Annotated in this window: 23 protein-coding genes, 2 tRNA genes and 1 pseudogene; 21 read left to right on the top strand and 5 right to left on the bottom strand. The window is 70.4% G+C overall.

Annotation, left to right across the window (positions count from 1 at the left end):
• Positions 1-35 precede the first annotated feature (35 nt).
• Positions 36-1,094 (bottom strand): helix-turn-helix transcriptional regulator, encoded by a 1,059-nt coding sequence (locus ACZ53N_RS21600; protein ID WP_469142451.1) that lies wholly within the window; start codon positions 1,092-1,094, stop codon positions 36-38.
• A gap of 241 nt (positions 1,095-1,335) precedes the next feature.
• On the opposite strand from ACZ53N_RS21600, the gene ACZ53N_RS21605 reads away from it, so the two are divergent.
• From ACZ53N_RS21605 to ACZ53N_RS21615, 3 genes are all read left to right on the top strand, one after another.
• Positions 1,336-1,587: a response regulator transcription factor gene (locus ACZ53N_RS21605; RefSeq protein ID WP_469142452.1), complete on the top strand. Its 252-nt coding sequence runs from the start codon at positions 1,336-1,338 to the stop codon at positions 1,585-1,587.
• A gap of 155 nt (positions 1,588-1,742) precedes the next feature.
• Positions 1,743-1,952, top strand: coding sequence for a hypothetical protein (locus ACZ53N_RS21610; protein WP_469142453.1), 210 nt, complete (start codon positions 1,743-1,745; stop codon positions 1,950-1,952).
• A 199-nt stretch (positions 1,953-2,151) separates the two neighbouring features.
• Positions 2,152-2,388 carry a hypothetical protein gene (locus ACZ53N_RS21615; protein WP_469142454.1) on the top strand — a complete coding sequence of 79 codons (237 nt, stop codon included), beginning with the start codon at positions 2,152-2,154 and terminating at the stop codon, positions 2,386-2,388.
• 158 nt (positions 2,389-2,546) lie between these two features.
• On the opposite strand, the gene ACZ53N_RS21620 is transcribed toward ACZ53N_RS21615, so the two are convergent.
• Positions 2,547-2,605, bottom strand: a tRNA-Ser gene (locus ACZ53N_RS21620).
• A gap of 103 nt (positions 2,606-2,708) precedes the next feature.
• Entirely contained in the window at positions 2,709-2,843 is a 135-nt protein-coding gene (locus ACZ53N_RS21625; RefSeq protein WP_469142455.1) for a hypothetical protein, read from the bottom strand.
• Positions 2,844-3,842: 999 nt separating this feature from the next.
• Between ACZ53N_RS21625 and ACZ53N_RS21630 the strand changes: the two genes are divergently transcribed.
• Positions 3,843-4,694 carry a nuclease-related domain-containing protein gene (locus ACZ53N_RS21630; RefSeq protein WP_469142456.1) on the top strand — a complete coding sequence of 284 codons (852 nt, stop codon included), beginning with the start codon at positions 3,843-3,845 and terminating at the stop codon, positions 4,692-4,694.
• Between the two features lie 2 nt (positions 4,695-4,696).
• Here the strand turns inward: ACZ53N_RS21630 and ACZ53N_RS21635 are convergent, their stop codons facing one another.
• A complete protein-coding gene (locus tag ACZ53N_RS21635; protein ID WP_469142484.1) occupies positions 4,697-5,062 on the bottom strand; it encodes an NUDIX domain-containing protein in 366 nt (121 codons plus the stop codon).
• On the opposite strand from ACZ53N_RS21635, the pseudogene ACZ53N_RS21640 reads away from it, so the two are divergent.
• A pseudogene (locus ACZ53N_RS21640) lies at positions 5,055-5,315 on the top strand (tyrosine-type recombinase/integrase); the annotation flags it as partial. The gene ACZ53N_RS21635 and the pseudogene ACZ53N_RS21640 sit on opposite strands and share 8 nt — an antisense overlap.
• A 209-nt stretch (positions 5,316-5,524) precedes the next feature.
• Here the strand turns inward: ACZ53N_RS21640 and ACZ53N_RS21645 are convergent.
• Positions 5,525-5,596, bottom strand: a tRNA-Arg gene (locus ACZ53N_RS21645).
• A gap of 201 nt (positions 5,597-5,797) precedes the next feature.
• Here ACZ53N_RS21645 and ACZ53N_RS21650 point away from each other — a divergent pair.
• The 16 genes from ACZ53N_RS21650 to ACZ53N_RS21725 all read left to right on the top strand — a co-directional run bounded on the left by ACZ53N_RS21650 (position 5,798) and on the right by ACZ53N_RS21725 (position 24,221).
• Positions 5,798-6,250: a response regulator gene (locus ACZ53N_RS21650; protein WP_469142457.1), complete on the top strand. Its 453-nt coding sequence runs from the start codon at positions 5,798-5,800 to the stop codon at positions 6,248-6,250.
• Between the two features lie 88 nt (positions 6,251-6,338).
• Positions 6,339-7,160 (top strand): ArgS-related anticodon-binding protein NrtL, encoded by an 822-nt coding sequence (gene nrtL, locus ACZ53N_RS21655; RefSeq protein WP_469142458.1) that lies wholly within the window; start codon positions 6,339-6,341, stop codon positions 7,158-7,160.
• A 14-nt stretch (positions 7,161-7,174) separates the two neighbouring features.
• Positions 7,175-8,566 (top strand): diaminopimelate decarboxylase, encoded by a 1,392-nt coding sequence (lysA, locus tag ACZ53N_RS21660; protein ID WP_469142459.1) that lies wholly within the window; start codon positions 7,175-7,177, stop codon positions 8,564-8,566.
• Positions 8,567-8,752: 186 nt separating this feature from the next.
• Positions 8,753-10,045 carry a homoserine dehydrogenase gene (locus tag ACZ53N_RS21665; RefSeq protein ID WP_469142460.1) on the top strand — a complete coding sequence of 431 codons (1,293 nt, stop codon included), beginning with the start codon at positions 8,753-8,755 and terminating at the stop codon, positions 10,043-10,045.
• A 16-nt stretch (positions 10,046-10,061) separates the two neighbouring features.
• Positions 10,062-11,150 (top strand): threonine synthase, encoded by a 1,089-nt coding sequence (gene thrC / locus ACZ53N_RS21670; RefSeq protein WP_469142461.1) that lies wholly within the window; start codon positions 10,062-10,064, stop codon positions 11,148-11,150.
• A gap of 354 nt (positions 11,151-11,504) precedes the next feature.
• The gene (thrB, locus tag ACZ53N_RS21675) at positions 11,505-12,419 is read left to right on the top strand and encodes a homoserine kinase (protein ID WP_184732575.1); all 915 of its coding nucleotides are present in this window, start codon (positions 11,505-11,507) and stop codon (positions 12,417-12,419) included.
• A 414-nt stretch (positions 12,420-12,833) separates the two neighbouring features.
• Positions 12,834-14,924 carry a transcription termination factor Rho gene (gene rho / locus ACZ53N_RS21680; RefSeq protein WP_469142462.1) on the top strand — a complete coding sequence of 697 codons (2,091 nt, stop codon included), beginning with the start codon at positions 12,834-12,836 and terminating at the stop codon, positions 14,922-14,924.
• A 395-nt stretch (positions 14,925-15,319) separates the two neighbouring features.
• Positions 15,320-16,489, top strand: coding sequence for an LCP family protein (locus ACZ53N_RS21685; RefSeq protein WP_469142463.1), 1,170 nt, complete (start codon positions 15,320-15,322; stop codon positions 16,487-16,489).
• Between the two features lie 275 nt (positions 16,490-16,764).
• The gene (gene rpmE, locus ACZ53N_RS21690) at positions 16,765-16,986 is read left to right on the top strand and encodes a 50S ribosomal protein L31 (protein WP_087926259.1); all 222 of its coding nucleotides are present in this window, start codon (positions 16,765-16,767) and stop codon (positions 16,984-16,986) included.
• Between the two features lie 104 nt (positions 16,987-17,090).
• A complete protein-coding gene (gene prfA, locus ACZ53N_RS21695; protein ID WP_130879929.1) occupies positions 17,091-18,170 on the top strand; it encodes a peptide chain release factor 1 in 1,080 nt (359 codons plus the stop codon).
• Positions 18,171-18,292: 122 nt separating this feature from the next.
• Entirely contained in the window at positions 18,293-19,138 is an 846-nt protein-coding gene (gene prmC, locus ACZ53N_RS21700; RefSeq protein WP_469142464.1) for a peptide chain release factor N(5)-glutamine methyltransferase, read from the top strand.
• Positions 19,139-19,178: 40 nt separating this feature from the next.
• On the top strand, positions 19,179-19,826 hold the full coding sequence (locus tag ACZ53N_RS21705; protein WP_469142465.1) for an L-threonylcarbamoyladenylate synthase: 648 nt from the start codon (positions 19,179-19,181) through the stop codon (positions 19,824-19,826).
• Positions 19,823-20,494: an arsenate reductase/protein-tyrosine-phosphatase family protein gene (locus ACZ53N_RS21710; protein ID WP_385964364.1), complete on the top strand. Its 672-nt coding sequence runs from the start codon at positions 19,823-19,825 to the stop codon at positions 20,492-20,494. The genes ACZ53N_RS21705 and ACZ53N_RS21710 overlap by 4 nt, the downstream gene beginning before the upstream one ends.
• Before the next feature lie 274 nt (positions 20,495-20,768).
• A complete protein-coding gene (locus ACZ53N_RS21715) occupies positions 20,769-22,064 on the top strand; it encodes a serine hydroxymethyltransferase (protein WP_469142466.1) in 1,296 nt (431 codons plus the stop codon).
• Between the two features lie 112 nt (positions 22,065-22,176).
• Positions 22,177-23,511 carry an MraY family glycosyltransferase gene (locus tag ACZ53N_RS21720; RefSeq protein ID WP_469142467.1) on the top strand — a complete coding sequence of 445 codons (1,335 nt, stop codon included), beginning with the start codon at positions 22,177-22,179 and terminating at the stop codon, positions 23,509-23,511.
• 272 nt (positions 23,512-23,783) lie between these two features.
• Positions 23,784-24,221, top strand: a complete 438-nt coding sequence (locus ACZ53N_RS21725; protein ID WP_469142468.1) for a hypothetical protein — start codon at positions 23,784-23,786, stop codon at positions 24,219-24,221.
• Positions 24,222-24,250: the final 29 nt, after the last annotated feature.

Raw genomic sequence — 24,250 nt, forward strand, 5'->3', positions numbered from 1 at the left:
CTGACCCGCCGCGGGGCGGAGGGCCAGTCACGTATTCACGGTCCCGTGGCTCCCGCTGGGGCGTCGGCGTCGGTCATCCCGGCCCGGGCGGCGAGCATGCCCGCCTGGAAGCGGCTCTCGGCGCCGAGGGTCTCCATGATGTCCGCGATGTGCCGCCGGGCCGTGCGCAGGGACATGCCCAGCCGCCGGGCGATCGACTCGTCCTTCAGTCCGGCGGCCAGCAGCCGCACGATGGTGTGGTCGAGCTCCTTGGCCACCCGCTCCAGCCCGTCCTGACCGGCCTCGGAGAACACGGTGGCATGGGTCCAGGCCTGCTCGAAGATCTCGCAGAGGTAGGCGACGACCGAGGGCTCGCGGATGGCCACCGCGCCCCAGGTGCCCATGTGGTCGGGGATGAACGCCAGCTCGCGGTCGAAGACGATGATCCGCCCGAACAGCTCGTGCGCGGTGCGGTACTCGGCCCCGAGCGCCGAGGCAGCGGCCACATAGGCCTGGCTGGGCCCGTTGAACCGGGCAGTGTGGTGGTAGAGCGTACGGATCCGGATCCCGCGGTTGAGCAGGGCCGTGTCCCGGGCGAGGGCCTCCTCCATCGCCGCCGGCACCCGGTTGCCGCCCGGCTGGCTGGTCATCAGCTCGGTGCGGCACTCGGCGGAGGCGCGGTTGAGCGCGGCCCGGACCTCCTCCAGGCTCGGGATGACCTCCAGCCCGGCCGGGGACGACTCGCCGCGGCCGCGCAGAAATCTCTCCCGCAGCCGGTCGAAGTCCTCCTGGACCCGCTGCAACTGCGACTGCCGCTGCTGGATCGACTCCCGCAGCGACTCCGTCAGCCCGCCGAGGACGGCGTCCGGATCGACCGCCCGCACCCGACCCGGGGCCTCGGGTCCGGCTTCCGCGTCCGGGACCACCAACCGCAGGGCGGCCAGCTTCGCGAAGGCCGCGTCGATCTGCTCCCGCGCCAGCCCCAGTTCCGCGGCTGCCCGCGCGGGATCGGTGCACCGATGGTCGAGCACCCAGCCGTACGCGGCCATCTCGTCCGCGCTCAGGGCGGTGCACGAGGCATCAGAGGCGCGGTCGTCGCATATGTCCATACTCATCCCCTGCTCGCCTTGCTGCCAGGCAGCTTGGTGATCTGTCCCGTGTGTGGTGATGGCGCCGGTTGTCCACCAGGCTTGTCCATGCCGGTCAAGGTCAGTCGAAGCCGGTCGAGCCCCCACCGCGTTTGTTCGAACCCCGGGCCACCGTGGGGATTTTAAGACGAATGTCCGCGGTTTCGGGGTACATACCGTTGCTGTTGTGTGACGCGTCGTCCCCACCCAGGAAGGCAGTGAAGTCAGCGTGAACCAGGCGATCCCCCAAGCCCTCGCCGTACTCTCCGAGCGCGAGCGGGAGGTGCTCGGCCACCTCGCCGACGGCCACACCTACGCGGCCATCGCCCGCCGCATGGGCGTCAGCGCCCACACGGTCGACACCTATCTGCGCCGGATCCGCGGCAAGACGGGCGTCAACAACCGCACGCAGCTAGCGGTGTTGGCGGTCTCGTTCCACCGGCCCGGGGTGGCGGGGATGTCGCGGGCGCAGGCCGCTTAAGAACGGCTATAGCCAATTCTGTCCGGTCTTATCCCCCATTCCCTTTGGTGCGCGGCAGTTTGGTGACATGGGTGACTACTGGAGGCCGGACCGGACGACTCGGCATATTGATCCCACCGGCCGACGCCGGCTCGCCCCGACTCCAAGAGGACCTCATGAAGCGCATCGCCCTGGTTGCCGCCCCCGTCGTCGCGGCCCTCTTCGCCCTGGCATCCCCCGCCCAGGCGGACACCGCGCAGGCGGACACCACCCCCACCACCCCGCGGGCGACGGCAGGCGAGACCCCCCGCGTGATCGTCCTCCCCCCGGTCGCCACCCGCCCCGGCGGCGGCCACAAGCCCACCGACAGCAGCTGGGGCGGCTGACCCCCGCGCCCCCCGGCTGCCCCGCACCCGAGCCCCGCGTCCGGCACCACCCATGCCGACGGCGGGGCTCGGGCGCGTTCCACGCCGGTCCCTCTGTCGGCCCCAACTCCGTGTCTCCCGATCACGCGCTTCGTTGTTTCGCCACGAATCGCGACGTCGTCCGAATCGACCGCACATCCCGACTTCACAGGAGGCGCACATGGCAGGTTTTCTCGACCGGGCCAAGGAGCAGGCGCAGCGCAGCATGGCGCAGGGCAAGGAAAAACTGGAGGAGGTCCAGGCCCAGCGCGCCGGGGGAGACCTGCTGAAGAAACTCGGCGCCGCCTACTACGCGGAAAAGCGCGGCGCGGGCACCCCCGAGGCGACGCAACGCGCCCTGTCCGAGCTGGAGGCCCACATCACCGCCCACGGGGACGGCTTCCTCCGCGGCGCGTGACGCGCCGCCACATCGGCAACCGCCGGGGCGGGGCAGGCGCTTGAGCCGTGCGACCGGAGCAGGGCAACGAAGAAGGGCCGGACTCAGTGAACTGAGTCCGGCCCTTCGACTTGGCACTTACCGAGATCAGCGAAGCGATTCGACTGATGTCCGGTGAGTGCCCCCGGCAGGATTCGAACCTGCGCACACGGCTCCGGAGGCCGTTTTGATCCTAGGCGTGGCCGCAGGTCAAGGCTTTGCGGCGAGTATGACTGTGGTCGCCTGTCCGCAAATAGTCCACGGCGTTGATCCAGGGACTGTCAGTGTCCGGCTAGGGATCATCAGTGAGTGCTGCCGTCGCTGCACTTCTTCTCCGCGGCGCCCCGGCTGGCAAGCAGCAGCGCCAAGAGAGCAGCCGCGTCGGCGTAGGCGCCCACAACCTCGGCGTGCGTGGACGACGTGAGTACTACAAGCACGATCACGGTGATTACCCACGGTCGCCACCTCGGGTTTGACAGACCCCTTAGGTCAAGGGACAAACTCATGGCTGAGCCTCCAAGGTTCGGTGTGCCCACCCTGCCGCTCTCGCCGGGAAGCCTGTGCGGTCGGGTGGGCCTTCCAATTCGTGGGGCGAACGTAGCAACAAGTCGGCCATCGATGGAGCTGGGCTGAGGGCCCTGCGATAACTCTCGGATGTCGAGTCACTCGACACTGTTGCAGCGTGTAATCGCCAATATGATCCTGGCGACATATTAGGCCGGTAAATGTCATCGCGGCCTAACATTTCTCACGCTTGTCTCTACTGTGCGTCACTGTCGCAATGGCTTGTTATTGCCCCTCCTCTGCGGTGAGGTAGCGACTGCGCGAGGTCGGCGGAGCGGCTTTGGCCGGTGGCCTGCCCGGTTTGGGGTCGGGCATGATCAGGGGGCCGTACGCTTGCCAGCTACTCGGGCAGGCTTCACCCCTGCCCGCAATGTGTCCGAGTGGCCCCCTGGTCTTGCTCGACGCGGGACCCGAACCGGGGAGGTGGGTAAAGCCGTGGAGCCGACCGGACCCCCCACCGCCCCGGCTTTTGGCCCACTTGTGGGCGCGGGCGGCGACGGCGACCGGCCCCCGGCGGCGGAGACGAGGAGGGGGCAGGGCGGCGGCGTCGGCCGGCGCCGCCGCGTTGAGCGGCATGGATCTCTAAAGGATCCGGATGCTTGCGGCGTGGGTGGAGGGGGACTGGTGCGGACCCACGTCGTGGGCCTGGCCACGCCCACGTACCCGGGACGGGGATCGAGGCGGGAACGACCGCGGGGCCTCTCAGGCTCATCAGTGGGCGAGGAGTGTGACCCGCATGCGCGGACGGCCGCGCAGCGAGCGGAGCGAGCCTTGATGAAGTAGAGAAACTTTGACCGGGCAGGTCGTCTTGCGGCTATGCGCCTGGACTGCTGCCATACCTACGGGGATGACACGGAATCCGGGGGGATGGCGTGAGCGAACTGAAGATCACGATTTCGGAGCATCATGGGCCTGATCGGCTCTATGTGACCCTGCCGAGTGGCGTGGCGGTGGCTTGGCTGGACACCGCCACAGGAAAGGTCACGATTCTTCGCGAGGAATACCGCTCCGCCGCCATGAAGATCCTTGCTAAGTACCTTCCGCTGCCCACGCCTCCCGCCCCTCGGCTGCCGCGGCTCCCTAAGCTGCCGGTACTTCCGCCACTGACAGCCCATGACGACCTCGCGTCGAACCGCCCCGGTACAGCGATACGGGAGAAGATCAAAACCGAGGGACCTGGCCCCGTGGAACGTGCCATCGACCTGCTGCTGCGGCGGAGCAACAAATGGGACTCGTGGCGCACAGGGTTGGCCGGGGAGCGGCGTGTGGGCAAGGAGTTACAGCGTTTGTCGGGAAGTGGCTGGCGTGTGCTGCACTCCGTGGCGCTTCCGAGGCAAGTGGACATCGACCACTTACTGATCGGGCCGGGCGGGGTATTCAGCATCAACACCAAGACCCACCCCGGTAAGGCCGTGTGGGTCGGCAACGACTCGGTCAAGGTCAACTACGGCACGCCCCACCCGTACACCCGGAAGAGTCGCTACGAGGCCAAGCGTGTTCAGCGAGTACTGGAGAGCCACAGCGGTTACGCGGTCGCCGTGGTGCCAGTCCTTGTCTTCGTCGGCATAACCGAACTGAAGCAGGCGCCCACATTGCTTGACGTCAAGGTCTACCGCGATAGGGAGATCGCCGCACTCGGACCCGTAACTGGCGTCTTGGATGCCCGGCAGGTCGACCAGCTCTACGAGATCGCTCGCCATCGTCAGGTGTGGCTGGCTGCCTGAAGTCAGTTCCTGTCGCTGAGGCGACGGCCGTCGTGCACTCGTACGTACGGACCGTGATCACGTAGGGCATCAAGCACCCGCACAGCGAAGACCTCGCCCATCCTGTCGGACACCTCGGCGCGCGTCAGCCACTCCATGGCAACGGACTCGTCAGACAGCTGCTCGTAACCCCCCTCAGGGCGGCACCGGAAGACCAGGGCGACGATGCCTCGGGCCATGTTCTTGTAGATAACCGTGAGTTCCCCGACCTCGACCTTTATCCCGGCTTCCTCGTAGGCCTCGCGACGGACGCCCTCCTCGGGTGCCTCGTCGAGTTCCAGGATTCCGCCAGGAGGCTCCCACGCTCCGTTGTCGGCGCGGACGTACAGCCGCGTCTGGGAGGAAGCTCGACAGTTGGCCCTCCCGCCGACCGAGCAGAGTTCGTTACTGGCGGACTGTCCGTACGCCGCCCGGCACTCGGCGCTCTCGACCTGGCTCAACTCGGGCACCGACCCGACCGAGGTGGCCGTGCGGGCGGGCAACAGCGTCGAGGTTCTCCTGACCCGCTACGCGAAGTGCATCGCAGGGCGGTTCGAGATCGCCAACGCCCGTATCGAGGGACTCTTGCGCGAGTACGAGTGAGCCCGGCAAGGTTCGAGGCCCCTGGATTCGTCCGGGGGCCTTCGTCGTTCCTGGGGGTGACCTGCGGGGGAGTGGTCCGGCCTCTGTCCACGAATAGTCCACAGACCCCGACATGCGGTGGCTCACGGCTGCATCCGGCTGCGCATACGCGAAGACCCCGGCATCGGCATCTCTGCTGATGGCGGGGTCTTTTGGCACTTCAAGTGAAGTGCCCCCGGCAGGATTCGAACCTGCGCACACGGCTCCGGAGGCCGTTGCTCTATCCCCTGAGCTACGGGGGCGTGTCTTCCGCGTTTCGCGGCGACGGGTAGAACCCTACCAGCTCTTGTCGGGTGGGAAGTAACAGGTGGTCGGGGGTGGTCGGGGCGGGGGATCAGCGCGTGGGGCGGTGGGGGGTGGCGCGGTCGGGGGCGGCTCGCTCGCACGGGGCGGAAGTGGGGAAAACCCGGACGCGGCGCGGCGGGCGCGCCTACCCTCGGGGTGTGCCTGGCTTGTCCGGCCGGGTCCTCGTTGTCGACGACAACAAGGTCATCCGGCAGTTGATCAGGGTCAACCTCGAGCTCGAAGGCTTCGAGGTCGTGACCGCGGCCGATGGTGCCGAGTGCCTGGAGATCGTGCATCGCGTGCGTCCCGATGTCGTGACGCTCGACGTCGTCATGCCGCGGCTCGACGGACTGCAGGCCGCCGCTCGGCTACGAGCCGATGTCCGCACGCGGGACATACCGATCGCGATCATCAGCGCCTGCACACAGCTGGAGGTCGACGGCGGCCGGGCCGCCGGAGTGGACGCCTTTTTGGCGAAGCCGTTCGAGCCGACGGAGATGGTGCGGCTCGTCCGGCGGCTCATGGGGTGCGGTCAAGTCGAGGGCGAGGACGGGCTGCCGGGGGTCCGCACCCCCGGGGAGGTGGAGCCGGTCGCGCGGCCCGCCGGGTAGCCGCAGCGCCCGCGGTGGTCCCTCATTCCGTCCCGTCTGGTGAAACCTGTTCGCGGAGTGGCCCCCCACCTCCCCTAGGCTTGACCCTGTGACCCCCGCCGATCTCACCCGCACCGTGCTGCACACCGTGCGTCGCGCCGTCGAGGCCGACGAGCTGTGCGCCGTCGTGCCGGAGCGGGTCACCGTGCGGGTTCCGCCCCGGCCGGGATGCGGGGACTACGCCACCAACGTCGCCCTGCGGATCGCCCAGGACACCGGCCGCCCCGCCCTCGACGTCGCCGAGGTGCTGCGACGGCGGCTCGTACGGGAGCCGGGGATCGCGGCGGTCGACATCGCCGGGCCCGGATTCCTCAATATCACCCTCGCCGGCGCCACCCAGGCGGAGCTGGTGCGGGGGCTGCTGGGCGCAGGGGAGACGGCCCGGCCCCTCCCGCTCCCCGAACCCGACCCCGCGCTGCTGCGCCGGCTCGGCACGGACGCCGCCCGGTGGAGCCTGCTCTGCCCGCCCGGCCTCGACCGCGATCTGCTGCTCGCGCAGCGCGAGAGCAACCCGCTCTTCCGCGTCCGATACGCCCACGCCCGTAGCCGGGCACTGCTGCGCAACGCCCGTGACCTGGGGTTCTCACCCGAGGTCGGGGAGCTTCACAGCGAGGACGCCGGAGCTCTCCTGGCCGTCCTCGCCGATCACGCCCGCGTCAGTGCCACCCGAGCGCCCGACCGGCTCGCCCGGCATCTCGAACGGGTCGCCGACGCCTTCCTCCGCTGGACCGCGGCGTGTCCCACGCTGCCCCGCGGCGACGAGAAACCCTCGGCCGTTCACCGCGCCCGACTGGCCGTCGCCGAGGCCTCGGGCAAGGTGCTCGCCGACGGCCTCCACCAGCTCGGCATCACCGCACCCGCACACCTCTGAGGAGATCAGAGCCCATGAGCCGCTCCGCCCACCCCGCCGGGCCCCGCTACGCCGATGTCCTTCCCGAGGGGCATTACACCGCTCCGCCCACCGACCTCAATGAGCTCGACCCGCGCGTGTGGTCCCGCACCGTCACGCGGAACGCCGAAGGTGTCGCCACCGTCGGCGGGCTCGACGTGAAGCGGCTCGCCGAGGAGTTCGGCACCCCCGCCTACTTCCTCGACGAGGACGACTTCCGCGCCCGCTGCCGCGCCTGGCGCGACGCCTTCGGCGACGAGGCCGACGTCTTCTACGCCGGCAAGGCGTTCCTCTCCCGGGCCGTCGTGCGCTGGCTGCACGAGGAGGGCCTCAACCTCGACGTCTGCTCCGCCGGGGAGCTCGCCACCGCCCTCGACGCCGGGATGCCCGCCGAGCGCATCGCACTGCACGGCAACAACAAGTCGACCGAGGAGATCACCCGCGCCGTCGAGGCCGGCGTCGGGCGGATCGTCCTCGACTCCTTCCAGGAGATCGTCCGCGTCGCCCACATCGCCGAGCGGCTCGGTAAGCGCCAGCGCGTCCAGATCCGCGTCACCGTCGGCGTCGAGGCGCACACCCACGAGTTCATCGCCACCGCCCACGAGGACCAGAAGTTCGGCCTCGCGCTGGCCGGCGGGCAGGCGGCCGAGGCCGTCCGCCGCGCGCTCAAGCTCGACGGGCTCGAGGTCATCGGCATCCACTCGCACATCGGCTCGCAGATCTTCGACACCTCCGGCTTCGAGGTGGCCGCCCACCGCGTCGTCGGGCTGCTGAAGGAGATCCGTGACGAGCACGGCATCGAGCTTCCCGAGATCGACCTCGGCGGCGGCCTCGGCATCGCCTACACCCCCGAGGACGACCCGCGCGAGCCGCACGAGATCGCCCGGGCGCTCGGCGACATCGTCACCCGCGAGTGCGCGGCCGCCGGGCTCGCCGTGCCGCGCCTGTCCGTCGAGCCCGGGCGCGCCATCGTCGGGCCCACGGCCTTCACGCTGTACGAGGTCGGCACCATCAAGGAGCTGCCCGGACTGCGGACGTACGTGAGCGTCGACGGCGGCATGTCCGACAACATCCGCACCGCGCTCTACGACGCCGAGTACTCCGTCGCGCTGGTCTCCCGCACCTCCACCGCCGCGCCGATGCTCTCCCGCGTCGTCGGCAAGCACTGCGAGTCCGGCGACATCGTCGTCCGGGACGCCTTCCTCCCCGCCGACCTGGCGCCCGGCGATCTGCTCGCCGTGCCCGCGACCGGCGCGTACTGCCGCTCGATGGCCAGCAATTACAACCATGCGCTGCGCCCGCCGGTCGTAGCGGTGAAGGATGGTGCCGCGCGGGTCATCGTGCGACGTGAGACGGAGGAGGACCTTCTCCGTCTCGACGTCGGGTAAACCGCGCCGGGCAACCCCGTGTCGGCCGAAATGCGTCGGCTGGCATTTAGCTGACAGATGATTCCGTTGACAGACAGATGTCGGCCCACGGAAACAAAGATCTCGAATACTGGACCCGGGGAGGGAAACCCCCGTCCAGTGAGTGAGACTGGTGAACTACCGAAGATGTATGAGAAACGAGGTCGGATGATGCGTACGCGTCCGCTGAAAGTGGCGCTGCTGGGCTGTGGAGTGGTCGGCTCAGAGGTGGCGCGCATCATGACGACGCACGCGGACGACCTCGCGGCGCGCATCGGCGCGCCCGTCGAGCTCGCCGGCATCGCCGTCCGCCGCCCGAGCCGGGTGCGCGCGGGGGTGCCCGCGGAGCTGATCACCACCGATGCCACCGCGCTCGTCAAGCGCGAGGACATCGATGTGGTCATCGAGGTCATCGGCGGCATCGAGCCCGCCCGCGCGCTGATCACGACCGCGTTCGAGCACGGCGCCAGCGTCGTGTCCGCGAACAAGGCGCTGCTCGCCCAGGACGGTGCCGCCCTGCACGCCGCCGCCGAGAGCCACGGCGCCGACCTCTACTACGAGGCCGCCGTCGCGGGCGCCATCCCGCTCGTCCGGCCGCTGCGCGAGTCCCTCGCCGGCGACAAGGTCAACCGGGTGCTCGGCATCGTCAACGGCACGACCAACTTCATCCTCGACAAGATGGACACCAGCGGCGCCGGCTACTCCGAGGCCCTGGACGAGGCCACCGCCCTGGGCTACGCCGAGGCGGACCCGACCGCCGACGTCGAGGGCTTCGACGCCGCCGCCAAGGCCGCGATCCTGGCCGGCATCGCCTTCCACACCCGGGTCCGGCTGGACGACGTGCACCGCGAGGGCATGACCGAGGTCACCGCCGCCGACTTCGCGTCCGCGAAGCAGATGGGCTGCACCATCAAGCTGCTCGCCATCTGCGAGCGGGCCGCCGACGGGCAGTCCGTCACCGCCCGCGTGCACCCGGCGATGATCCCGCTGAGCCACCCCCTCGCCTCCGTGCGCGAGGCCTACAACGCGGTGTTCATCGAGGCCGAGGCGGCCGGACAGCTGATGTTCTACGGGCCGGGCGCGGGCGGCTCGCCGACCGCCTCCGCGGTCCTCGGCGACCTCGTGGCCGTCTGCCGCAACAAACTCGGCGAGGCCACCGGCCCCGGCGAATCGGCCTACACCCGGCTGCCCGTGAGCCCGATGGGCGAGGTCGTCACCCGCTATCACATCAGCCTCGACGTGGCCGACAAGCCGGGTGTCCTCGCCCAGGTCGCCACGGTCTTCGCCGAGCACGACGTGTCCATCGACACCGTCCGCCAGACGGGCAAGGACGGCGAGGCGTCCCTCGTCGTCGTCACCCACCGGGCACCCGACGCCGCCCTCTCGGCGACCGTCGAGGCGCTGCGCAAGCTGGACACGGTCCGCGGCGTCGCGAGCATCATGCGCGTTGAAGGCGAGTAGGGGAGTTACGAAAGCAATGTCTGCCAACAACGGTCGCCAGACCTCCCGCACCCACCAGTGGCGCGGCATCATCGAGGAGTACCGCGACCGGCTCCCGGTCTCCGCCGACACGCCGGTCGTCACGCTCCGCGAGGGAGGCACGCCGCTCGTACCGGCCCAGGTGCTCTCCGAGCGCACGGGCTGCGAGGTGCACCTGAAGGTCGAGGGCGCCAACCCCACCGGGTCCTTCAAGGACCGCGGCATGACCATGGCCATCACGCGGGCCAAGGAGGAGGGCGCGAAGGCCGTCATCTGCGCCTCCACCGGCAACACCTCCGCGTCGGCCGCCGCCTACGCCGTACGCGCCGGAATGGTCTGTGCCGTTCTGGTGCCGGAAGGCAAGATCGCGCTCGGCAAGATGGGCCAGGCGCTGGTCCACGGCGCCCGCATCCTCCAGGTCGACGGCAACTTCGACGACTGCCTCACGCTGGCCCGCAAGCTGTCCGACAACTACCCGGTGGCGCTGGTCAACTCCGTCAACCCGGTCCGGATCGAGGGCCAGAAGACGGCGGCCTTCGAGATCGTCGACATGCTCGGCGACGCGCCGGACATCCACGTCCTGCCGGTCGGCAACGCGGGCAACATCACCGCCTACTGGCGCGGCTACCGCGAGTACGCCGCCGACGGGATCTCCTCCCGCAACCCCCGGATGTGGGGATTCCAGGCCTCCGGTTCCGCGCCGATCGTGCGCGGCGAGCCCGTCAAGGACCCGCACACCATCGCCACCGCGATCCGCATCGGCAACCCCGCCTCCTGGCAGTTCGCCGAGGAGGCGCGGGACGAGTCGGGCGGTCTCATCGACGAGGTGACCGACCGACAGATCCTGGCCGCCTACCGCCTGTTGGCCTCGCAGGAGGGTGTCTTCGTCGAGCCCGCCTCGGCGGCGAGCGTCGCCGGTCTGCTCAAGGCCGCCGAGCTGGGTCTGGTCGATCCGGGCCAGCGCATCGTCTGCACGGTCACGGGCAACGGCCTCAAGGACCCCGACTGGGCGGTGGCCGGCGCGCCGCAGCCCATCACCGTGCCGGTGGACGCCACGGTTGCCGCGCAGCGGCTCGGTCTCGTCTGACGGCTCGTATCCGGGGCTCCGCCCCGGACCCCGTGTCCTCAAGCGCCGGACGGGCTGGTAGTTGCCCGGACTGGCCGGAAACAAGCCTGCCCGGCGATTGAGGGCAGAGCACAGCAGCCGCCCGGCGCTTGAGGACAACAAATCAGCCCAGCTGGTGGCATACCCGGCGCGCCGTAGGCGACACGCTTCGTGCGCCTCCCGTGCGCCCTATGTCGCCGCAGAACCTTCCTTCGATAGGCTGTACTCACTCCGCCCCGTCGCAGACCCCTGTCGCCCCCACGCGACATCGCCGTCGCGGCCCCTTGCGGACGTTGCACGCCCCACCGAGGCCACACCAAGGAGAGTCTTCGAGCGATGGCCGGTCCCGCGTTCCGCGCCGCCGCCGTCCGAGTGCGCACCCCTGCCACCAGCGCAAATCTCGGTCCCGGCTTTGATGCCCTCGGCCTGTCCCTGGGGCTCTACGACGACGTCGTCGTCCGGGTGGCCGAATCCGGGCTGCACATCGACATCGCGGGCGAGGGTGCCGAAACCCTGCCGCGTGACGAGAGTCATCTGCTCGTACGGTCCCTGCGTACCGCCTTCGACCTGCTCGGCGGCCAGCCGCGCGGCCTCGAGGTCGTCTGTGCCAACCGCATTCCGCACGGGCGGGGCCTCGGCTCCTCCTCCGCCGCCATCTGCGCGGGCATCGTCGCCGCCCGCGCCGTGACGATAGGCGGGGCCGAGCGGCTCGACGACGCCGCGCTGCTCGAGCTGGCCACCGAGATCGAGGGCCACCCGGACAACGTCGCCGCCTGTCTGCTCGGCGGATTCACCCTGGCCTGGACCGAGGCGGGGGCCGCGCGGGCCATTCGGATGGACCCGGCGGATTCCATCGTTCCGGTGGTCTTCGTGCCCTCCAAGGCCGTACTGACCGAGACCGCGCGCGGGCTGCTGCCGCGCAACGTCCCCCATGTGGACGCGGCGGCCAACGCCGGGCGCGCGGCGCTGCTCGTGGAGGCCCTGACCAGGCGTCCGGAGCTGCTGCTGCCGGCCACCGAGGACCGGCTCCACCAGGAATACCGCGCTCCGGCAATGCCGGAGAGCGTGGCCCTGGTCAACCGACTGCGCGCGGACGGCGTCCCCGCGGTCATTTCCGGCGCGGGCCCCACGGTGCTCGCGCTGGTCGAGGACGGTGCGGCCGACAAGGTCGCACGACTGGCGGGCGAGGGGTGGGCGGCCAATCGGCTGACTCTCGACGCCGGGGGGACGAGCGTGCTGCCGCTGTCCTGACCAGCGGTGTCCGGGGGCGACCCCGGGCACCCGAAAATTGCGGTTGCCGGTCTTTGAGAGGGGGAATGTTTGTGGGATCCGGTAGTGTTAACCTCAAGTCTGCACTCGAAGCCACATCGGCTCGGTGCTCTGTGTCCCGATCAGGGACCGCTTTTCTTCCGGGAGCCTCCCAAACTGCCTGAGCAGCCTGCCTGAGCAGCTTCGAGCACGCTCCGGAATCGGCGTGGGTGACATGAGTGAAGTGAAACGCCATGTCTTCACTGATTCCTTCACGCCGAAACCAATGAACCTGATTCTTCCGCCGTACCGGCGGACCACCGCCCAGGCCCGGTCCGCATTCCAGGACCGCAGCCGGACAGCACAACCGGTCGCCGAGCCAGACAGGCCGACGCCCGCTCCAGGGAAGGACCCTTCGTGAGCGACACCACCGATCTGATGGGCGTGAACGCCGCCGGCACTGCAGGCAGTGACGCCGGCAATGCCTCCGCGCCCGCCACGGACGCTCCCGCCGCGCCTGCCACCGGTGCCTCTGCCGCGCCCAAGCGGCGCCGCTCGGGCACCGGCCTCGACGGCATGGTCCTGGCCGAGCTCCAGCAGGTTGCCTCCGGCCTCGGCATCAAGGGCACCGCGCGGATGCGCAAAGGCCAGCTGATCGAGGTCATCAAGGAGAAGCAGGCCGGCTCCGGCTCGTCCGCCAAGGCCGCCGAGGCGGCCCCCGCCGAGACCAAGCCGAAGCGCCGTGCGACCTCCAAGGCCCGTACGGGTGAGGCGGCCGCCGAGAAGCCGGCCGAGAAGGCCGCTGCCCAGCAGCAGATCGAGATCCCGGGCCAGCCGAGCAGCGACGAGCAGCCGGCCGGCGAGCGCCGTCGCCGTCGTGCGACCGCGCCCTCGGGCAGCCCCGAGACGGCTACCACCGAGACCAAGACCGAGGTCAAGGTCGAGGAGCGGGCCGAGGCCAAGGCCGAGACGGCCGTGGACACCGCCGAGGGCAAGGCCGCCAAGAGCGGCGAGCGTCAGGAGCGCGGCGAGCGCGCCGGCAAGGGCGACCGCCGCGAGCGCGGTGAGCGTGCCGAGCGCGGCCAGCGCGGCGAGCGTGACCGTGGCGAGCGCGGCGAGCGTGACCGTGACCGCCGTGGCAACCGCGACGGCGCCGGCCAGGCGGGCGGCGACCGTCAGGACCGTCAGCAGCAGCGCGACAACCGCGGCCCGCAGGGCGGCGGCCAGGGCGGCCAGGGCGGCCCGCAGGACGACGACGACTTCGAGGGCGGCCGTCGTGGCCGTCGCGGCCGCTACCGCGACCGCCGTGGCCGCCGCGGCCGTGACGAGGCCGGCTTCGGCAACGAGCCGCAGGTCTCCGACGACGACGTCCTGATCCCCGTCGCGGGCATCCTCGACATCCTCGACAACTACGCGTTCATCCGGACCTCCGGTTACCTCCCGGGCCCGAACGACGTCTATGTCTCCCTCGCCCAGGTCCGTAAGAACGGCCTGCGCAAGGGTGACCATGTCACCGGTGCGGTGCGGCAGCCGAAGGACGGCGAGCGGCGCGAGAAGTTCAACGCCCTCGTCCGCCTCGACTCGGTGAACGGCATGGCGCCCGAAACCGGCCGTGGCCGCCCGGAGTTCGGCAAGCTCACCCCGCTCTACCCGCAGGACCGCCTGCGGTTGGAGACGGACCCGGGTGTGCTGACGACCCGGATCATCGACCTGGTCGCGCCGATCGGCAAGGGCCAGCGCGGTCTGATCGTGGCCCCGCCGAAGACCGGCAAGACCATGATCATGCAGGCGATCGCCAACGCGATCACCACGAACAACCCCGAGTGCCACCTGATGGTCGTCCTGGTCGACGAGCGTCCGGAAGAGGTCACCGACATGCAGCGGTCGGTCAAGGGCGAGGTCATCTCCTCGACCTTCGACCGTCCGGCCGAGGACCACACCACCGTCGCCGAGCTGGCCATCGAGCGCGCCAAGCGCCTCGTCGAGCTGGGTCACGACGTGGTCGTCCTGCTGGACTCGATCACCCGTCTGGGCCGTGCCTACAACCTGGCCGCCCCGGCCTCGGGCCGCATCCTGTCCGGTGGTGTCGACTCGACCGCGCTCTACCCGCCGAAGAAGTTCTTCGGTGCCGCGCGCAACATCGAGGACGGCGGCTCGCTGACCATCCTGGCCACCGCGCTCGTCGAGACCGGCTCGCGCATGGACGAGGTGATCTTCGAGGAGTTCAAGGGCACCGGCAACATGGAGCTCAAGCTCGACCGGAAGCTCGCCGACAAGCGCATCTTCCCGGCCGTGGACGTCGACCCGTCCGGTACCCGCAAGGAGGAGATCCTCCTGGGTGCCGATGAGTTGGCGATCGTCTGGAAGCTCCGCCGGGTGCTGCACGCGCTCGACTCGCAGCAGGCCATCGAGCTGCTTCTCGACAAGATGAAGCAGACGAAGTCCAACGCCGAGTTCCTGATGCAGATCGCGAAGACGACGCCCTCCTCGGGCAACGGCAACGACTGATCCGCTCTGACGCACGACGCGTCAGCCACGCATCACCACGACCGCCCCGCCACTTCAAGTGGCGGGGCGGTCGTGCGTCCGGCGTCGGCGCCCTCCGGCCGCGCCGTGTCGCAGTCGTGATCATCCCGAGTCCGCCTCGTGACCGGCTGAGATTTGCGCCACAGCGCCGCCGTCCGATATTGGCCTGAACTTTCGCCTCTTTCTGGCTGAAATCGCAGGTGGGCGGGGTCGTGACCGGTGCGCGCGAGGGCGGTGCCCCGCGCGCTTTCTAAGAAGGTCCTCAGAACCCGCTGTGCAACCCTGGCGCAGGCTCTCCCGTCTGACCGGATGACGGGACACCATGCCTGACCAAGGCGGCAGGGGGTAGCCGGAGAGCAGCGGAGGACTGAGGACGTATGGCTGACGACAGCAAGGGCACGAGGGCGGGATCGCGCCGTCGGCGTGCCGGCGGGTCACGTGGCCGGCGCCGCAAGCCCCCGGCCCGTCGCAAGGGCTGGCGAATAGCCGCCTGGGCCCTCGCCGGGCTCGTTCTGCTCGGAGGCGGCGGCCTCGGGTTCCTCTACTTCAAGTTCAACGGCAATCTGACCGGCGTCGACATCAACGCCGCGCTGGGCAAGAACCGCCCCAAGGACGTCGACAACGGCTCGCAGGACATCCTCGTCCTCGGCTCCGACTCGCGGGCCGGTGCCAATGCCAAGTACGGCACGGACGAGGGCAGCGCCCGCTCGGACACCGCGATGATCCTGCACGTCTACGAGGGCCACAAGAAGGCCAGCATCGTCAGCATCCCGCGCGACACCATCGTCTCCCGCCCCGAGTGCAGGACGTCCGAGGGCAAAACCACCCCGGCCGTGAAGCGCGCGCAGTTCAACGAGGCGTATTCGATCGGCGGCCCGGCCTGCGCGGTCGCGACCGTCGAGAGCATGACCGGCATCCGGATGGATCACTTCCTGGAGGTCGACTTCGCCGGCTTCCAGAAGATGATCGACAAGCTCGGCGGGGTGGAGGTCACCACCGCCAAGCCCATCCACGACAAGTGGAGCCACCTCGACCTCGCCGCGGGCACCCACACCCTCGACGGCGAGAAGTCCCTCGCGCTCGTCCGCACCCGCAAGGGCGTCGGCGACGGCAGCGACCTCGGCCGGATCAAGCTCCAGCAGACGTTCATCAAGGCGCTGCTGGACCAGATCAAGTCGGTGGGCCTGTTCACCAGCCCCACCAAGCTCTACGGTCTCGCCGACACCGCCACCAAGGCCGTCACCACCGACCGGGAGCTGGCCTCGCTCGACAAGCTGATGAGCTTCGCCAACGGGCTCAAGGGCATCCAGTCGGAGGACATGCGCATGGTCACGCTGCCGGTCACGTACGACCCCCGGGACCCCAACCGGGTGGTGCCGCTCGAGGCCGAGTCCGCCGAGGTGTGGAAGGCGCTCCGCGCCGACCGGGAGATACCGCAGTCCGCGCTCAAGGACGGCGCGGGCACGAAGACCGACGCGGACAACGCCGTCAAGCAGGTCTCGGCCGGCTCGGCCGGCAAGGCCGACGGGAAAAAGGCCTCCCGATAAGGCCAGGAAGAGCCCCGTCAAGCAGCCGGCCGGCCGGCTGGTAATCGGCCGATCCGCCCCGGCAGCCCTCTCGGGGGCCGCCACCGAGGCCCCCACCTGCGTCTTTTCCCCCGGGGCGGCTATCGGCCCGGGGCCCGGACAACGGGGGAATACTTGGCCGCCACCCCACGTTTTGGGGGATACGGCCAGTACTGGCAAACTGGTACGTCGGCCCCGGTTCACGTAAGGCAATCCCGCCTCTGCGACCCGGCGCCCTCCCGAACCTAGGAGATCCCTTGAAGCGCGACATCCACCCGGATTACGTCGAGACCCAGGTCAGCTGCACCTGTGGCGCCTCGTTCACCACCCGTAGCACCGTCGCGGACGGCACCATCCGTGCCGACGTGTGCTCCGAGTGCCACCCGTTCTACACGGGCAAGCAGAAGATCCTCGACACCGGTGGCCGCGTGGCGCGGTTCGAGGCCCGCTTCGGCAAGGCCGCCGCTGCCAAGAAGTAGCGACCCGCAGGCGCCGGTTCTCGGTCGCCCTTCGCGCGCGAGGGGTGACCGGACCGGCGCTTTGTCGTCCAGCAGGCCCGTCACCTTCCAGCTAGGGAAACTTGATGTTCGAGGCAGTCGAGGAACTGATCGGTGAGCACGCCGACCTCGAGAAGCGGCTCGCCGACCCCGCCGTGCACGCGGACCAGGCCAACGCCCGCAAGCTCAACAAGCGCTACGCGGAGCTGACCCCGATCGTCGGGACCTACCGCTCCTGGAAGCAGGCCGGCGAGGACATCGAGACCGCGCGCGAGTTCGCGGCCGACGACCCGGACTTCGCCGCCGAGGTCAAGGTGATCGAGAAGCAGCGCGAGGCGCTCACCGAGAAGCTGCGCCTGCTGCTCGTCCCGCGCGACCCCAGCGACGACAAGGACGTCATCCTCGAGGTCAAGGCGGGTGCGGGCGGCGACGAGTCGGCGCTCTTCGCCGGCGACCTGCTGCGGATGTACCTGCGCTACGCCGAGCGCGTCGGCTGGAAGACCGAGATCATCGACGCCACCGAGTCCGAGCTGGGCGGCTACAAGGACGTCCAGGTCGCCGTGAAGACCAAGGGCGGCAACGGCGCCACCGAGCCCGGCCAGGGCGTCTGGGCGCGGCTGAAGTACGAGGGCGGAGTGCACCGCGTGCAGCGCGTGCCCGCCACCGAGTCCCAGGGCCGGATCCACACCTCCGCCGCCGGCGTGCTCGTCACGCCCGAGGCCGAGGAGATCGACGTCGAGATCCACGCCAACGACCTGCGCATCGACGTCTACCGCTCGTCGGGCCCCGGCGGCCAGTCCGTCAACACCACCGACTCCGCGGTCCGCATCACGCACCTGCCGACCGGCATCGTCGCCTCCTGTCAGAACGAGAAGAGCCAGCTCCAGAACAAGGAGCAGGCCATGCGCATCCTGCGCTCCCGGCTGCTCGCCGCGGCCCAGGAGGAGGCGGAGAAGAACGCCGCCGACGCCCGTCGCAGCCAGGTCCGCACGGTCGACCGCTCCGAGAAGATCCGTACGTACAACTTCCCGGAAAACCGCATCTCCGACCACCGGGTCGGGTTCAAGGCGTACAACTTGGACCAGGTGCTCGACGGCGAGCTGGACCCGGTCATCCAGGCGTGCGTCGACGCCGACTCGGCCGCCAAACTGGCTGACGCCGGCTGACCGACTGAGACAATGCCCCAATGCGGCGTGCGACGCGTCCGCGGTCGCCGGGCGGGCTCGACCCATCGAGCCCGTACCGACGGCCAGGACAGCCGCCGTGACGAAAGCGCGAGAGGATCAACGTGAACCTGCTGCTCGCCGAGGTGGCGCAAGCCACCCAGCGGTTGGCCGACGCCGGCGTACCTTCTCCGCGCTTCGACGCGGAGGAGCTGGCCGCGTTCGTGCACGGCGTCAAGCGGGGTGAGCTGCACAACGTGGCCGACACCGACTTCGACGCCCGCTACTGGGAGGCCGTCGCCCGCCGCGAGGCCCGGGAGCCGCTCCAGCACATCACCGGCCGCGCGTTCTTCCGCTACCTCGAACTCCAGGTGGGCCCCGGAGTCTTCGTGCCCCGCCCCGAGACCGAGTCGGTCGTCGGCTGGGCCATAGACGCCGTACGGGCCATGGACGTCGTCGAGCCCCTGATCGTCGACCTGTGCACCGGCTCCGGGGCCATCGCCCTGGCCCTCGCGCAGGAGGTGCCGCGCTCCCGCGTGCACGCCGTGGAGCTGGACGAGGGCGCCCTCGGCTGGGCCCGTAAGAACGTCGAGGGCTCCCGGGTGTCCCTGCACCACGGCAACGCCCTCACCGCGCTGCCGGAGCTCGACGGCCAGGTCGACCTGGTCATCAGCAACCCGCCGTACATCCCGCTCACCGAGTGGGAGTTCGTGGCGCCCGAGGCCCGCGACCACGACCCGCAGCTCGCGCTGTTCTCCGGCGAGGACGGCCTCGACACCATCCGCGGCATCGAGCGCACCGCCCACCGGCTGCTGCGCCCGGGCGGCGTCGTCGTCATCGAGCACGCCGACACCCAGGGCGGCCAGGTGCCGTGGATCTTCACCGAGGAGAAGGGCTGGGCCGACGCGGCCGACCACCCCGACCTCAACAACCGCCCGCGCTTCGCGACGGCCCGTAGGGCGACGGCGTGAGCGGGGCAACGGCACCTAACCGCTTCGCGAAGGAGATGTGATGGCACGGCGATACGACTGCAGCGACGCGACCGACCGCAAGACCGGTCTGCGCGAAGCCGCCGCCGCGGTCCGCCGCGGCGAGCTGGTCGTGCTGCCCACCGACACCGTCTACGGCATCGGTGCGGACGCCTTCAGCCGTGAGGCCGTCGGCGACCTCCTGGAGGCCAAGGGGCGCGGCCGGAACATGCCCACGCCCGTGCTCGTCGGCTCTCCGAACACCCTGCACGGGCTGGTCACGGACTTCTCGGAGCAGGCCTGGGAGCTGGTCGACGCCTTCTGGCCCGGCGCGCTCACCCTGGTCGCCAACCACCAGCCGTCGCTGACCTGGGACCTCGGCGAGACGCACGGCACCGTCGCCGTGCGGATGCCGCTGCACCCCGTCGCCATCGAGCTGCTCACCGAGTTCGGTCCCATGGCCGTCTCCAGCGCCAACCTCACCGGCCACCCGGCCCCGCAGGACTGCGACTCCGCGCAGGAGATGCTCGGCGACTCCGTCTCGGTCTACCTCGACGGCGGCTCCACCCCGGACAACGTGCCCTCCTCCATCGTCGACGTCACCGGCAAGGTGCCCGTGCTGCTGCGGGCCGGCGCGCTCAGCGCCGAGCAGCTGCGCGAGGTAGTCCCCGATCTCGAGGTGGCCAATTGATCGCCCCGCAGGGGCGTGGCATAGCGGGACCGGACACCCATGACCCCGGCCGGTCCGGGGTCCCCACCTTCCGCATCCTCCACGTCAGCACCGGCAACGTCTGCCGCTCGCCCATCACCGAGCGGCTGACCCGCCATGCCCTCTCCGACCGCCTCGGCGACCCCCTCACGGGCGGTCTCGTGGTGGAGAGCGCCGGCACCTGGGGACATGAGGGAGCCCCGATGGAGGCGCACGCGGCGACCGTCCTGGCCGACCTCGGCGCCGACCCGGACGGCTTCATCGGCCGGGAGCTGCTGGACGAGCACGTCATCCGCGCCGATCTCGTGCTCACCGCCACCCGCGATCACCGCGCCCAGGTCATCTCCATGGGCCACTCCGCGGGGCTGCGGACGTTCACGCTCAAGGAGTTCACCCGGCTGGTACGGGCCATAGACCACGCGACGCTGCCAGACCCCGAGCAGGCCGGCGGGGTGGTCGACCGCGCCCGCGCCCTGGTGCAGGCCGCCGCCGCGCTGCGCGGCTGGCTGCTCGCCCCGAACGCGGAGGCCGACGAGGTCCACGACCCCTACGGCGCCCCGATCACCTTCTTCCGCTCCATCGGTGACGAGATCAACCAGGCCCTCGACCCGGTCGTCACGGCGCTGACGGGCGTACCGACCCGGGCCTGAGGCCCGGGGTGTCGTCCCCGCACCACCGCTGCGCGGCGGTGTCCTCAATCGCCGGACGGGCTGCTGTGCTGTGTCCTCAATCGCCGGACGGGCTGGGCTTGACTGGACTGAGCCCAGCCAAAACCAGCCCGTCCGGCGATTGAGGACGCGCCCGCAGGGCGCTCACCGCCGCAGGCGGTAAAGGCGGGACCGCGCGCGCACCGCGCCGGCGGACCGGCCCCGGCCTACATTGGGGGTGAAGAGCCCATCGCACCCGCACAGCCCGGAGCCAGCGATGCCCGTCACCCCCACGCCCACCAGGGGCGCCAGCGCGGAAGGGGCCACCGGCCACCCCGCATGGGGCCCCGGCTTCGACGCGCTGCTGCGGCAGGACCCCGAGATGGCCGAAATCCTCCTCGGCGAGGCGAACCGGCAGGCCACCGGCATCCAGCTCATCGCCGCCGAGAACTTCACCTCGCCCGCCGTTCTCGCCGCCCTCGGCTCCCCGCTGGCCAACAAGTACGCCGAGGGTTATCCCGGCGCCCGCCACCACGGCGGCTGCGAGCTGGCCGACGCCGCCGAGCGCATCGCCGTCGACCGCGCCAAGGACCTCTTCGGCGCCGCGCACGCCAACGTCCAGCCGCACTCCGGCTCCGCCGCCGTCATGGCCGCCTACGCCGCCCTGCTGCGCCCCGGCGACACCGTCCTCGCCATGGCCCTCACCGACGGCGGGCACCTCACCCACGGCTCACCGGCGAACTTCTCGGGCCGCTGGTACGACTTCGTCGGCTACGGGGTCAGTGCGGAGACCGGGCTGATCGACTACGAGCGGGTCCGGGCCCTGGCCCGTGAGCACCGGCCCAAGGCGATCGTCTGTGGCTCGATCTCGTACCCCCGGCACCCCGACTACGCCGCCTTCCGCGACATCTGCGACGAGACCGGCGCCTATCTCGTCGTCGACGCCGCGCACCCCATCGGCCTGGTCGCCGGGGGAGCGGCGCCCAGCCCCGTGCCGTACGCGGACGTGGTGTGCGCCACCACGCACAAGGTGCTGCGCGGCCCCCGCGGCGGGCTGCTGCTGTGCGGCGCCGCGCTGGCGGACCGGATCGACCGGGCGGTGTTCCCGCTCACGCAGGGCGGCCCGCAGATGCACACCGTGGCGGCGAAGGCCGTCGCCTTCGGCGAGGCCGCGACCCCGGCGTTCACCACGTACGCCCATCGGGTGGTGGCCAACGCCCGCGCGCTGGCCACCGCGCTGGCCGCGGAGGGACTCACCGTGACCACGGGCGGCACCGACACCCATCTGATCACCGCCCGCCTCGGGGCGCTCGCGCCGGACGCCGCCGCGGCCCGCGGCCGGCTCGCGGCGGCGGGCATCGTCCTGGACACCTGCGGGCTGCCCCACGGCACCGGTCACGGCCTGCGGCTGGGTACCGCGGCCATCACCACCCAGGGCATGGGCGAGGCCGAGATGGGCCGCCTGGCGGCCCTCATGGGCACCGCGCTGCGCGGAGACGTCCCGGGCGGCGCCGTCCGGGACGCGGTGCTGCGCCTGGCAGCGGAGTTCCCGCCCGATCCGGCCCGTTTCTGACCCTCCGCAACCGCCGGGGCGTGGCGAACGTCTCCAGCCACATTCACCGATCGGGGGCGGACGCGAATATGGTGTGGGGCTGTGATGTCCAGCGAAAACTCTGGGGCAGCCCGTGCGTGAATATCTGCTGACGCTGTGCGTCACCGCAGCGGTCACCTATCTGCTGACGGGTCCGGTGCGGAAGTTCGCCATCGCGGCCGGGGCGATGCCGGAGATCCGCGCGCGGGACGTGCACCGCGAACCGACGCCGCGGCTCGGCGGTATCGCGATGTTCGGCGGGCTGTGCGCGGGACTGCTGGTGGCCGCGCACCTGTCGAACCTCAAGAGCGTCTTCGAGCTGTCCAACGAGCCCCGGGCGCTGCTCTCCGGGGCCGGGCTGATCTGGCTGCTCGGTGTGCTGGACGACAAGTGGGGCGTGGACGCCCTGGTCAAGCTCGGCGGGCAGATGATCGCCGCCGGTGTGATGGTGCTCCAGGGTCTGACGATCCTGTGGATCCCGGTGCCCGGTGTGGGCCCGGTCTCGCTCACGCCGATGCAGGGCACGCTGCTGACCGTCGCGCTGGTCGTCATCACCATCAACGCCGTGAACTTCGTGGACGGCCTGGACGGCCTGGCGTCCGGCATGGTCTGCATCGCCGCCGCCGCGTTCTTCATGTACACCTACCGGATCTGGTTCGGGTACGGGCTGGAGGCGGCCGCGCCCGCGACGCTGTTCGCGGCGGTCCTGATGGGCATGTGCCTGGGCTTCCTGCCGCACAACATGCACCCCGCCCGGATCTTCATGGGCGATTCCGGCTCGATGCTGATCGGCCTGGTGCTGGCGGCGGGCGCCATCTCGGTGACCGGGCAGCTCGACCCGGACGCGCTCAGTCTCTTCGTCGGTTCGGAGCGGGCGGCCGTGCACGCCACGGTGCCGGTCTACATCCCGCTGCTGCTGCCGCTCACGGTGATCGCGGTGCCCGTCGCGGACCTGCTGCTGGCCATCGTGCGCCGGACGTGGAACGGCCAGTCGCCGTTCGCCGCCGACCGCGGGCATCTGCACCACCGGCTGCTGGAGATCGGCCACTCGCACAGCCGCGCCGTATTGATCATGTATTTCTGGTCGGCGCTCATCGCCTTCGGCACCGTCGCCTACTCGGTGCACTCCGCGAGCGTCTGGATCCTGCTGGTCATCGTGGCGCTCAGCGCGGTCGGTCTGGTCCTGCTGCTGCTGCCGCGCTTCACCCCGCGCGCCCCGCGCTGGGCCGAGGCCTTCGTGCCGCCGCGCTACCGCCGCCGCAAGTCGGTCGTGGTCGCTCTGGCAGGAGGCGCGGGCGTCGGCGGGACGGCCGAGGGCGCGGGCATCGGGGAGCAGCGCGAGCCGGTCCCGGCGGGGCTGCACGGGGCGACGGCCATCGGCGACCGCTCGCGCTTCCCGCACACCAGGAAGATCAGCAGCCACCGCTGACCAAGCAGTCCCGCAGGTTTCGGGGGCTTTTAGCAGAGAAATATGTGGCCCGTCAGCCCTCCGACCAGCACATTCACCCGTGCGTGTGAGGGCTGGCACACGATGTAGGTAAAGACCTCATCAAATAGTTTGTGATACCGTTCACTAAACCCGGTGCTAGAGCCGAAGGACCGTAGTGCGGCGGCCCTTCGTCGCGAGTCACGTCTCACTCCCGGGGATACGCTCGTCCACGACGAATCGTTGCTTCCGACCTCTCGCCGGAGAAACCCTTCATGCAGTCCAACGACGCTCGAACACTCCTGCGCTGCGCCGTCCCGACCGCCCTCGCGGGCGTGGTCGCTGTCGCCGTCAGCGGTGTCCTCGCCGGTGGCAAGGGTGCGATCGGCGCCGCCGTCGGCACGGCCGTCGCGGGTGGCGTCATGGCCCTGGGTTTCTATGTGCTCCAGCGCACCGCGAAGTCGTTCCCGCACTTGTTCCAGGCCATGGGCCTGGTGCTGTACGTGACCCAGTTCCTGATCTCCGCCGTCGTGCTGGCGGTCTTCCGGGACACCTCGCTTTTCAACACCCGCGCCTTCGCGTTCGCCCTGCTCGCCGCCGTCCTCGTGTGGACTGCGGCCCAGACGCGCGCCTACATGAAGGCCAAGATCCTTTATGTGGAACCGGAATCCTCCGAGGCGAAGAAGTCCGCGCCCGCAGGGTCTCCGTCGTGACCGGTAGGGCCGCCATAAAGGTGCCGGTG

It is taken from the genome of Streptomyces sp. NPDC033229 (assembly GCF_055576875.1).

What these genes read in the sequence shown, in the direction of transcription:
- ACZ53N_RS21600 (WP_469142451.1), bottom strand. Translation starts at nt 1,094, where the DNA reads ATGAGTATGGACATATGCGACGACCGCGCCTCTGATGCCTCGTGCACC.
- ACZ53N_RS21610 (WP_469142453.1), top strand. Translation starts at nt 1,743, where the DNA reads ATGAAGCGCATCGCCCTGGTTGCCGCCCCCGTCGTCGCGGCCCTCTTC.
- ACZ53N_RS21615 (WP_469142454.1), top strand. Translation starts at nt 2,152, where the DNA reads ATGGCAGGTTTTCTCGACCGGGCCAAGGAGCAGGCGCAGCGCAGCATG.
- lysA (WP_469142459.1), top strand. Translation starts at nt 7,175, where the DNA reads ATGAGCCGCTCCGCCCACCCCGCCGGGCCCCGCTACGCCGATGTCCTT.
- ACZ53N_RS21665 (WP_469142460.1), top strand. Translation starts at nt 8,753, where the DNA reads ATGATGCGTACGCGTCCGCTGAAAGTGGCGCTGCTGGGCTGTGGAGTG.
- thrC (WP_469142461.1), top strand. Translation starts at nt 10,062, where the DNA reads ATGTCTGCCAACAACGGTCGCCAGACCTCCCGCACCCACCAGTGGCGC.
- thrB (WP_184732575.1), top strand. Translation starts at nt 11,505, where the DNA reads ATGGCCGGTCCCGCGTTCCGCGCCGCCGCCGTCCGAGTGCGCACCCCT.
- ACZ53N_RS21685 (WP_469142463.1), top strand. Translation starts at nt 15,320, where the DNA reads ATGGCTGACGACAGCAAGGGCACGAGGGCGGGATCGCGCCGTCGGCGT.
- prfA (WP_130879929.1), top strand. Translation starts at nt 17,091, where the DNA reads ATGTTCGAGGCAGTCGAGGAACTGATCGGTGAGCACGCCGACCTCGAG.
- ACZ53N_RS21705 (WP_469142465.1), top strand. Translation starts at nt 19,179, where the DNA reads ATGGCACGGCGATACGACTGCAGCGACGCGACCGACCGCAAGACCGGT.
- ACZ53N_RS21715 (WP_469142466.1), top strand. Translation starts at nt 20,769, where the DNA reads ATGCCCGTCACCCCCACGCCCACCAGGGGCGCCAGCGCGGAAGGGGCC.
- ACZ53N_RS21725 (WP_469142468.1), top strand. Translation starts at nt 23,784, where the DNA reads ATGCAGTCCAACGACGCTCGAACACTCCTGCGCTGCGCCGTCCCGACC.